This window comes from SAR324 cluster bacterium, from assembly GCA_029245725.1.
In the GTDB taxonomy this organism is placed as follows: Bacteria; SAR324; SAR324; order SAR324; family NAC60-12; genus JCVI-SCAAA005.
Genome location: JAQWOT010000222.1, coordinates 1 through 10097 on the forward strand (window position 1 = coordinate 1; position 10097 = coordinate 10097).

7 protein-coding genes and 2 pseudogenes are annotated in these 10097 nt (G+C 46.1%); 7 read left to right on the forward strand and 2 right to left on the reverse strand.

Annotation, left to right across the window (positions count from 1 at the left end):
* Together P8O70_11900 and P8O70_11905 are read left to right on the forward strand one after the other, a co-directional pair.
* On the forward strand, positions 1-361 hold a 361-nt coding region (locus P8O70_11900; protein ID MDG2197566.1), incomplete at its 5' end, for a DMT family transporter.
* Between the two features lie 188 nt (positions 362-549).
* Positions 550-1524: an SDR family oxidoreductase gene (locus P8O70_11905; protein ID MDG2197567.1), complete on the forward strand. Its 975-nt coding sequence runs from the start codon at positions 550-552 to the stop codon at positions 1522-1524.
* A gap of 118 nt (positions 1525-1642) precedes the next feature.
* Here P8O70_11905 and P8O70_11910 read toward each other — a convergent pair whose 3' ends face one another.
* Positions 1643-2851 (reverse strand): D-galactonate dehydratase family protein, encoded by a 1209-nt coding sequence (locus P8O70_11910; GenBank protein MDG2197568.1) that lies wholly within the window; start codon positions 2849-2851, stop codon positions 1643-1645.
* A 189-nt stretch (positions 2852-3040) separates the two neighbouring features.
* Between P8O70_11910 and P8O70_11915 the strand changes: the two are divergent.
* From P8O70_11915 to P8O70_11930, 4 genes and pseudogenes are all read left to right on the forward strand, one after another.
* Positions 3041-4015 (forward strand): annotated as a pseudogene (locus P8O70_11915) (sialic acid TRAP transporter substrate-binding protein SiaP).
* Between the two features lie 5 nt (positions 4016-4020).
* Positions 4021-4587, forward strand: coding sequence for a TRAP transporter small permease (locus P8O70_11920; GenBank protein MDG2197569.1), 567 nt, complete (start codon positions 4021-4023; stop codon positions 4585-4587).
* Positions 4588-4590: 3 nt separating this feature from the next.
* A pseudogene (locus P8O70_11925) lies at positions 4591-5993 on the forward strand (TRAP transporter large permease).
* 27 nt (positions 5994-6020) lie between these two features.
* Positions 6021-7052 carry an L-idonate 5-dehydrogenase gene (locus tag P8O70_11930; GenBank protein MDG2197570.1) on the forward strand — a complete coding sequence of 344 codons (1032 nt, stop codon included), beginning with the start codon at positions 6021-6023 and terminating at the stop codon, positions 7050-7052.
* A gap of 50 nt (positions 7053-7102) precedes the next feature.
* Here P8O70_11930 and P8O70_11935 read toward each other — a convergent pair whose 3' ends face one another.
* On the reverse strand, positions 7103-8242 hold the full coding sequence (locus P8O70_11935) for a Gfo/Idh/MocA family oxidoreductase (GenBank protein MDG2197571.1): 1140 nt from the start codon (positions 8240-8242) through the stop codon (positions 7103-7105).
* Between the two features lie 31 nt (positions 8243-8273).
* Here P8O70_11935 and P8O70_11940 point away from each other — a divergent pair, with 31 nt between their 5' ends.
* Positions 8274-9443 carry an LLM class flavin-dependent oxidoreductase gene (locus P8O70_11940; GenBank protein ID MDG2197572.1) on the forward strand — a complete coding sequence of 390 codons (1170 nt, stop codon included), beginning with the start codon at positions 8274-8276 and terminating at the stop codon, positions 9441-9443.
* Positions 9444-10097 lie beyond the last annotated feature (654 nt).

The window sequence follows — 10097 nt, forward strand, 5'->3', positions numbered from 1 at the left end:
CCTACAGGCTTGGACAGGCCTATGTGGAATATTGCCGATATTTTTCCTGTCACTGTTGGTTGAAGAAGATCATTGGCAAAAGATTGAATCTGCTACTTGGATTAATTGGATCTCCGTGCTGCATGCCGTTATTTTCTCCTCGATCATCGGTCATGGAATCAACTTCTGGTTGTTACAGGAACAACCTGTCAGTCGCATCACTCCATACTACCTCCTGACTCCCATCTTCGCTGTGTTGATGGCAATCATCTTCTGGGGAGACGAACCCGGTCCAAAGGTATGGTTTGGTGGTGCTATGATCCTCTTTGGAATCCTCATGGTTTCGTCAAATTTCGATCTCAAAAAATGGAGAAACAACTGAGTAAATTCTTTAAGAATTCGGACAAATACGTTGACTAGTCTCCCTGATGAGATCAACATGCGCATCAGTATTTCTGGAGCCCAAAGGGTACTTATCCATGAAGTTGTTCCCTGCGAAGAAAAGGAATTTAGTACATCTCAATTTCTTTTGCACGGCTAGATCTCAACCCTATTTTCAAACCTTGAGACATGCATGTATTGATTACTGGTGGAGCTGGAATGTTAGGCCGCAAATTAGCCCAGCGACTGATTCAAGATCGAAGAATTGGCGAACAAGAAATTACCAAGCTGACCCTCGCTGACATCACAACCCCCAAGGGACTACCTCAATTTGAAGGGGCCTACGCTGAACACGCGATGGACATGGGAGATCCAGGCTCTGCTGAAACACTCATTCAACAAAGACCAGATTTCATCTTCCATTTGGCTGCTGTCGTTTCTGGAGAAGCGGAAGCTGATTTTGAGAAAGGCTATCGCGTCAACCTTGACAGTACCCGATATTTATTGGAAGCGATCCGGGCTCAAAAGGATTATTGCCCTAGAGTGATCTTCACTTCATCAATCGCTGTGTTCGGTGTTCCATTTCCAGATCCGATCCCTGATACGCATCACCGCACTCCCCTGAGTAGCTACGGGACTCAGAAAGCCATAGGTGAGTTGTTATTGGCAGATTATTCCAGACGCGGAATCCTACAAGGAATTGGGCTTCGACTACCAACAATCTGCATCCGGCCTGGATTGCCCAACAAAGCAGCATCTAGTTTTTTCTCGGGAATTCTTCGAGAGCCTTTGAATGGTAAGGAGGCTGTCTTGCCTGTGTCAGATGATGTCCGTCATTGGCATGCCAGCCCAAGAGCCGCTGTTGGCTTTTTCTTACACGCAGCCACTATTGATCTGGAACTAGTTGGTAGGGACTGCAATCTGACGTTGCCTGGTTTGTGTGCAAGTGTTAAGGAGCAGATCGAAGCACTGGAGCGCGCTGCGGGTAAGGATACTGTCTTATTGATTCGACGAGAGCCAGATCCTTTCATTGAAAAGTTGGTCTACAGTTGGCCTCAGTCATTTGAGGCTGAGAAGGCAAGATCGCTGGGCTTCAAAGCAGAAAATAACTTTGATGAAATCATCAAAATTTACATGGAAGAAGAACTAGGCGCATCCGCTTGATCATTGCTGATTTCACTTTGTCCCATGTAAATTTTTTTCCTAAGACTTACCAGCAAGAAACACTCAGAGGACTATTCACTAATCTAAAGTTTGATCCTCCTGAGTGGCAAAAATTATCTCACCAATTCCACATCGTCCCATCTTCAAGCCGATTTACTGGAAGGAATGCTCTTTGGTAGGGGTATTTTTCAGCCAAGGCCTCGTCTATATCCACTCCATGACCAGGACTCTCTCCGCAGAAGAGGAAACCATCATCGAATCTGTAATCATGAGGGAATACCGCATCGGTCTCTTCTGTGTGTCGCATGTATTCCTGAATCCCAAAGTTCGGCACCCAAGTGTCAAAGTGCAACGCAGCACCCATACATACTGGTGATAGGTCTGTTGCACCATGGCTGCCAGTGCGAACGTGATGGAGACCAGCAAGATCAGCAATTCTTCTCAAGTGTGTGATACCACCAGCGTGAACCACTGTCGTCCGGATATAGTCTATAAGCTGTTCCTGCAGCAAGGTTTTGCAGTCCCAAATCGTATTGAACACTTCACCCACTGCGAGGGGGGTGGTGGTGTGCTGGCGAATTAACCGAAAGCCCTCCTGATTCTCTGCAGGCACAGTGTCTTCCAGCCAGAACATTCGATAGGGCTCAAGCATCTTCCCTAGCTGTGCGGCTTCGAGTGGGGTCAAACGATGATGGACATCGTGAAGGAAGTGTGGCTCTGGCCCATAGACCTCTCTCAACTTTTCAAACAGCTTTGGAACAAAATCTAGATACTTGGATGTAGACCAGAAATTTTCGGTGGGTAAGTCATTGTCGGCCGGTTCATAAAACATTCGATCCTTCGAGACCCCGTATGTGCTGCCCAGTCCTGGAATACCCGATTGTGCCCGGATGGCCTTGTATCCCATCTCGCGGTAACGACCCACTTCATCAATGGTAGAGGAGAGATCTGCACCGTTGGCATGCCCGTATACCAAAACACCTGTTCGGCTTCTACCTCCCAGCAATTGATAAATCGGCAGATTGGCAATTTTGCCTTTCAGATCCCAAAGGGCGGTATCCACGGCTGCAATTGCCGTCATCGTTACAGGTCCTCGACGCCAATAGGCTCCTCGATAGAGATATTGCCAAATATCCTCAATCTGCTGGGGATCACGTCCGATTAGGCAAGGAGCCACATGGTCTTGAAGGTACGATACTACTGCCAGTTCCCTTCCGTTTAAGGTGGCATCTCCAAGACCATAAATTCCTTCATCTGTGACAATTTTGAGTGTCACAAAGTTCCGCCCTGGACAGGTCACAATCACACGGGCTTCTGTAATTTTCATGCTCGTCTCCTTGGTTTAAGAAAGATACAAATTCATCTTAATCAGTGGTTTTTGATTGACTTTAAGTCAATCACTAATATATCAGAGACACGTTTTTCTGCATGCATAAAAGCATGCAGAATTCGTAATCATGAATCTAGGGAGGCTCAAACCATCAATCCTCCCTGCCATCTCTGAAGGAGAATTCTCATGAAAAATTGGTTGAAGATCTCAGTGACGACGGTCGTCGCCCTAGGTTTGAGCAGTGCCACCCTACTCGCACAAACTACACTGAAGTGGGCTCATGTTTATGAGACTTCAGAGCCCTACCACACCTGGTCTGTTTAGGCTGGGGAGCAAATTGAGAAGCAGACCAACGGTAAGTACAAGGTTGAAGTCTATCCCGCTTCATCTCTTGGTAAAGAAACCGACATCAACCAGGGAATGCAGCTAGGGACCGTGGATATGATTATCTCTGGTCTATCATTTGCCGCCAGAAGTGTCCCAGGAATTGGTGTAGGATACTACCCTTTCACTTTCCATGATGGGAAACACCTACTGGCCTAATCAAAGAGTGATGGTTTTGCTGAGTTGGCTGGAATGTATGAAAAGAAAACGGGAATCCACATCACAGCGATGACCTACTACGGTGCACGCCACACCACTTCAAACTGACAGTTCAGTGACTGTGCAGGAATGAAGAATTTGAAGATTCGAGTACCTGATGTTCCTGCCTACATGGCCATGCCGAAGGCCTGTGGCGCCAATCCAACCCCAATTGCCTTCTCTGAGGTATACTTAGCACTGCAAAGTGGAACGGTAGAGGCCCAGGAGAATCCACTTCCTACCATTGATGCCAAGAAGTTCCACGAGGTTCAAAAGCATATCATGCTGACTGGTCATATCGTTGATGCAGTGGCAACACAGGTGACCCCTCATATTTGGAACAACCTGAGTGCAGCTGAGAAGACACTCTTCACAAATATCACTCGTGAGGCAGCTCAGAAAGCTAGCCAAGAAATCATGGACCGGGAAGCCAAGTTGGCAGCAGTCTTTCGAGAGCGAGGTTTGACCGTTACTGACGTAGATCGAGATAGCTTCCAAAAGGCTGTTCTGAAGGCAGTACCCATTGCTTCAATGGGCTACGACAAATCTGATTGGGATAAAATTCAGGCAATTCGCTGATTCCCATGTCATCTAGTGAAAAACTGTCCACATTGGACAATTCTGAACATTCAGGACAATTTCACGCCACCGATGAGCCAGTCGACCTGAGTGTTTACCAGTGGGAAGACTGGTTGACCTTTGTGGTGTTTTGGTTATTGGCCATTACGGTCTTTTACCAATTCTTTACTCGCTACGTCTTGTCAGACTCAGCAGGATGGACGGAAGAAATCGCTCGTTATCTGCTGATCGGGGTGACCTTTTTAGGTGCGTCGATGGCAGTCCGTCACAACACTCACATTCACGTAGAATTCATTTATCGTCTTGTTCCCCCAAAAGTTGGACGCTCACTTTCCACTTTCGTAGATCTTGTACGAATTGCCTTTCTAGCTTACACAAGTTGGGTTTCGTACACCCTTGTGCCGAGAATGCACAACCTCAACATGACGGTAATTGACTTTCCTATGAGCTACGTCTACGGATTCGTCACTTTTGGTTTTGTAATGATGACTTTTCGCTCCGTTCAGGTGGCAATTCGTCATCAGCGACAGGGCTGGAGTTCTTTGGAACGTCCCGGAGAAATTGAGAACTAACCCATGAACGCCCTGCTTTTTCTTTCTTTCCTTTCTTCCATGTCTTTGGGGATTCCGATCGCAATTGCCATGTGCATCGGTTCCTTAATGTATATTTGGTTCTCTGGCACCATTCCGCCATTAACCCTGGTGCACAGAATGGTAGGTGGGGTTGATAGCTTTCCCCTACTCGCTGATCCCTTCTTCATCCTTGCCGGGAATTTGATGAATTCGGCAGGGGTCACTAATCGTATTTTTCATTTCGCTTTGTCTATGGTTGGCTTAAGGGTGGACTGGGGCATGTGAACATCCTTGCTTCAGTGATTTTCTAAGGGATTTCAGGAGCTGCTATCGCTGATGTGGGTGGACTGGGAACCATCGAAATCAAAGCAATGAAAGATAACGGCTACCCTACCAATTTTGCTGTTGGGGTAACTGCTGCCTCGGCTACGATCGGCCCGATCATACCCCCATCCTTGCCGATGGTGATCTATGGGGTTCAGGCCAATGTTTCGATTGGACAGTTGTTTACCGGAGGTTTCATTCCGGGTTTGGTCATGACCCTTTTGATGATGGGAATGGTCACTTACTTTTCCTACTCCCAACACTACGGAAGAGATGCCGCCCTCAATTGGTTGAAAATGGGGAAGGCCTTCTTGGAGTTGGTAATACTACTGATCGCAGCTTATTTTCTGTTTCATCTTTGGCAGGATGAAGAACTTGGGGGCATGTGGAAATTTGGAGTCCCGTTCTTGGGGTTAATGGCTATTGATAAATTTCTGAGGTTAGAAGCCTTTATGGCGTTGATGACCCCAGTCATTTTGATCGGTGGTATGGCATCTGGCCTCTTCACCCCCACCGAAGCCGCTGTTGCTGCTGTTGCCTGGTCTCTCTTCCTTGGTCTGGTTTGGTATCGTTCGTTGAATTGGAAGATGTTGATCAAGATCTCGATGGAAACTATCGAAACCACAGCGACAGTTCTTTTCATCGTGGCTAGTGCTTCCATTTTTGCTTGGGTGTTAACTACGACTCAAGTCACCTCACAAATTGCGCAATGGGTCCTTTCCATCAGTGACAATCCGTTAGTATTTTTGCTCATGGCGAATGTTTTTTTGTTATTTGTAGGTTGTTTCATGGAGAGGATCGCAGCAATCACCATTCTGGTTCCTGTGTTCATGCCAATTCTTGGTAGTCTAGGTATAGACCCTGTTCACTTCGGTTTGGTGATGGTTCTAAATCTGATGATTGGGTTGTTGACTCCACCTATTGGCATGGTTCTCTACATCATGGCCAAGATTTCTAACCAAACCTTTGAGGAAACCGTTCAAGCTGTGCTGCCTTGGTTCATACCGTTGATTGGTGCCCTATTAGTCATAACGTACGTCCCAGAGATAGTCTTGTGGCTACCAACAATGCTTTATCGATAAATTCAAAGCTAAACTTTAGGAGGACCCTTGCTGCAATGTAGCATTTACGGAGCGGAAGATCTGAGAATTGAAGACGTTCCTTGTCCGCAACCCGGACCCGATCAGGCATTGGTAAAGATGGGAGCTGCAGGAATCTGTGGTTCTGATATGCACTATTTTCGGCATGGACAGATTGGGAAATTCAAAATTCAAGAACCCTTGATCCCTGGCCACGAGGCATCTGGTGTGATTGCAGGTCTGGGCACCAATGTCACTGGTCTCGAAGAAGGACAACGAGTTGCGATTAATCCCTCTCACCCTTGTGGAAAATGTTCTCGATGTCGGGAGGGGCGTGAAAACCTTTGTGACAGTATGTTTTTTCTTGGGAGTGCCAGTGTTTTTCCGCATGCACAGGGAATGTTTCGGGAGTATTTTTTAATTTCCGCAAAGCAGTGTATTCCTGTTTCAAATCAGGTTTCTCTTGAAGAACTGGCATTGTCAGAACCATTCTCTGTGGGACTTCACGCAGTCAACAGGGCAGGGAACTTGTCTGGGAAGAGAGTCTTAATCAGTGGTTCGGGAACGATCGGATGCATGGTTTTACTTGCTGCTAAACTGGATGGGGCAGAACAGGTCACGATGGTTGATGTGCTGGAGGAACCGTTGGCAATTGCCCGAAAAGTTGGGGCTGACCAAACGCTTTGTGTGAAGCCATCAGCAGCACTGTCTCCTGAATTACTTAATCAATTTGATGTGGCTTTTGAGGTTTCGGGGGCGGCATCTGCACTTGGCAACTGTATCGAACTAGTCTGTCGTGGAGGTACAATAGTGCAGGTCGGAACGCTTCCTGTTGAGGGAATTCATCTTTTTGCGAATCAGATCATGGTTAAGGAATTGGACATCAGAGGTTCTATGCGTTTTGGCAATGTATTCTCACGAGCCGTCAAATTGCTTGAGAGTCAAAGATTGAACGTGCAACCGATCCTAACTGGTCGATTTCCGATTGCCGAAGCAGCCAAAGCTCTCCAGTTGGCTTTTGATAAAACGATCTCCATGAAAGTTCAGATTGTGCCTCATTGACAAAGTCAGTGAGCAGTGTTCTTCGAATCAATTATTACTGGGTGCTAAATCTAAAGAAACTGATCAAACGAGTAGGTGCCCTCTACCAAAGAAATGGCCTGGCCTGTCTTGATTGACTCCTGAGCTGCTAATCCAAGCAGGACAGCCCGGGCTCCATCTTCTAAACTAACTTCGATTTCCCCATTCCCTAAAACTACCTGCTGGAACCGTTGGTGCTGGTAAAATGTGGACCCATGATGGTCCCCGGCTGCCAGAATCAAAGGGTCTACAGCGGCTTCTATTCTTGAAACACCTTTTGGAAATCTTGGACTAAAAATCAACTCTGGTGTAGGTGGGTTGCCCAAATCTTCTGGCCAGAATCGATCTGGCCCAGGAATTTTACATTCTACCTTCCCTGATGATCCAACAGCTGCAATTTCCTCCTGGAAAAGAGATCCTTCAGCGAACATGCACAGGTCAAGGGTTGACCTCATTGCATTTGCAAACTCTACAATCACAAAGGCTTGGTCAATAATATCTGGTTTCTGTCCTGAGTAGCTTTCATCAAGATGATTGACTGCCATCCCTCCTGACGCAAAAACCTTTGTTGCTTGGCTTTGTGTGATCAGGTTCATCAGATCAAAAAAATGGCAGCACTTTTCTACGAGTGTTCCACCAGAGTTGGCATTGAAGCGATTCCAATTGCCCACTTTGACCAAAAATGGAAAGCGATGCTCACGGATACTTAGTGTTTTGAGTTGACCTAAACAAGAAGGATTGCGAATCTCTTCAATCAGAGCAGCCAAGGGAGGCATATAGCGATATTCCATTGCCACCCAAATCGGAAAATGAAAATTCTTTTTCAGTTGAAGTAATTTTTTGAGTTGCGCTGCAGAGGTACAGAGTGGTTTCTCAACCAAAGTTGGCTTTGGTTGAAGGCTGCTGATCAGTTCTAATTGCTCAGCATGTCTAAAATTAGGACTCGCAATCACCCAAGCATCGACTTCTGTTTCCCATAGCAATGCCTCGATGCTCTCATGAAATTGGATCGAAGGAACTTGTTGTTTCATCTGTGTTCGCACCCCTTCATCGGGCTCATAAGCATGCTTTAACTCAACATTATCCAGCAATTTCATATTTCGCACGTGCTCCTGGCCCATCATTCCACATCCAATCATTCCATATTGAAGCGGCCGTTTTTCAGTCGTCATTTTTTACCCACAAAATCATTTAGCTAAAGTCATGTCCAATTCTCAAACAGTCGTACCTATCCAGAGTGCAGATCTAGATCGTGTGGAAGTGGCGTGGTTTGCCCCTCTTTGTTCAGATGATTACCGGTATCTTGGTGTTCCAGATGGGCAACTACGCAGCAATTGGAAAAACACTAGTGAAGTCTTACTTACTGCTGAAAAGCTTGGCTTCGGCAACATTCTTTGTCCCTCTTCCTATCAAGTTGGCCAAGATACGTTAACATTCGCATCCAGCGTAGCACCTCTGACCAGTCAAATTAACGTGCTCACGGCTGTACGCTGTGGAGAAATGCACCCAATCATGTTGGCTAGAACGGTTGCTACCATGGATCATATGATGAGAGGCCGCCTTACGATCAATATTATTTCCTCGGACATGCCAGGAGAGAAGATTTCCAGTGAAGATCGTTACGAACGGTCCAAGGAGGTCGTCGAGATTCTCAAACAGGCCTGGAGCCAAGATGAAATCAACTATGAAGGTCGTTTCTATCAATTTCAAAAGCTAACCACTGATCCTGCCAGACCCTATCAGCAAAATGGTGGACCACTACTCTACTTTGGTGGCTATTCTCCGCCCGCACTTCAACTTTGTGGCCAGCACTGTGATGTCTACCTGATGTGGCCGGAACCAGAGGATGCGTTGAAAGAAAGAATGCGAGCTGCTCACGCTCAGGCCCAGTGTTTTAGGAGAAAACTCGATTATGGGTTGCGGGTTCACATGATCGTTCGTAACACAGAAGCCGAAGCTAGAGAATACGCGCAGTCTCTGGTGTCTCAGCTAGAAGCCAAAATTGGACAATCGATCAAAGCTCGGGCTTTGGACTCCACTAGCCTTGGCGTCTCTTATCAGGCAAAGAATGTCATTGATTCAGATGAACTCGGGTTTGTAGAACCTAATCTTTGGACTGGCGTCGGACGAGCTCGTTCTGGATGTGGAGCTGCGCTTGTTGGTAGTGTTGATCAGATTCTGACCAAACTTGAAAGATACCAGAAAATGGGAATTCGGGCTTTTATTTTCTCAGGCTATCCCCACAAGGATGAATGTGAAAATTTTGGAACAAATTTACTCCCGCAACTTCAAACCTGCCAACTTTCAAAAGTCTATGGGAGGGTCCCTGACTCTCTCCCCCTGACACCTCTTGGTGTTGGAGAACGGTGTTGAGTCCAGGTTCTTTTGAACACATGAATTCAGTTAAACACAATAGAATCAAATAACAGTCAATATCTTTCAGCTTTCATGGTGACAGTCACTAAGTCATGGCTTTAACGTCTCGGCAAGAGAATTCGTAAAGATCAACTTCATTACTAAGAAAATGAGGTGGATTTTGATGGCTGGATGGTCTTCAAAGACTAGGGGAATCCCGATCCAATAGAGAAATTAAAATTCAGATCTAATTAATTATGAATTTTATTACATAGATGTGGATTGCTTGGATGCAATTCAGTCGGGTGCTTTGGAAATTTACATAACGAGAATCGGCGGATTCAGAAAAATTTATGGGCCAGTACAGGTGTTGGACCTTCCCTATATGTTTCCAGATGACCATGTAGCTAAATGCCACTTTGACTGACCGTTCACCAACCAAGTGCGTGCAATTGTCTTAGAAGAGGGTATTCCCATGAGACTGATGGCAATTTCCAATACTGGAGTGGAGGGTGGAAAGATATCGCTAATACAAAGAAGCAGATTCGGACACCAAATGAAGTGAACGGTTTAAAAGTCAGGACTATTAAAGTGGATGTCCAAATTGAATTAGTGAAGGCAATGGAAGGAAATCCTACCCCAATTTCCTGGCCTGAGGTCTGTATCTCTATC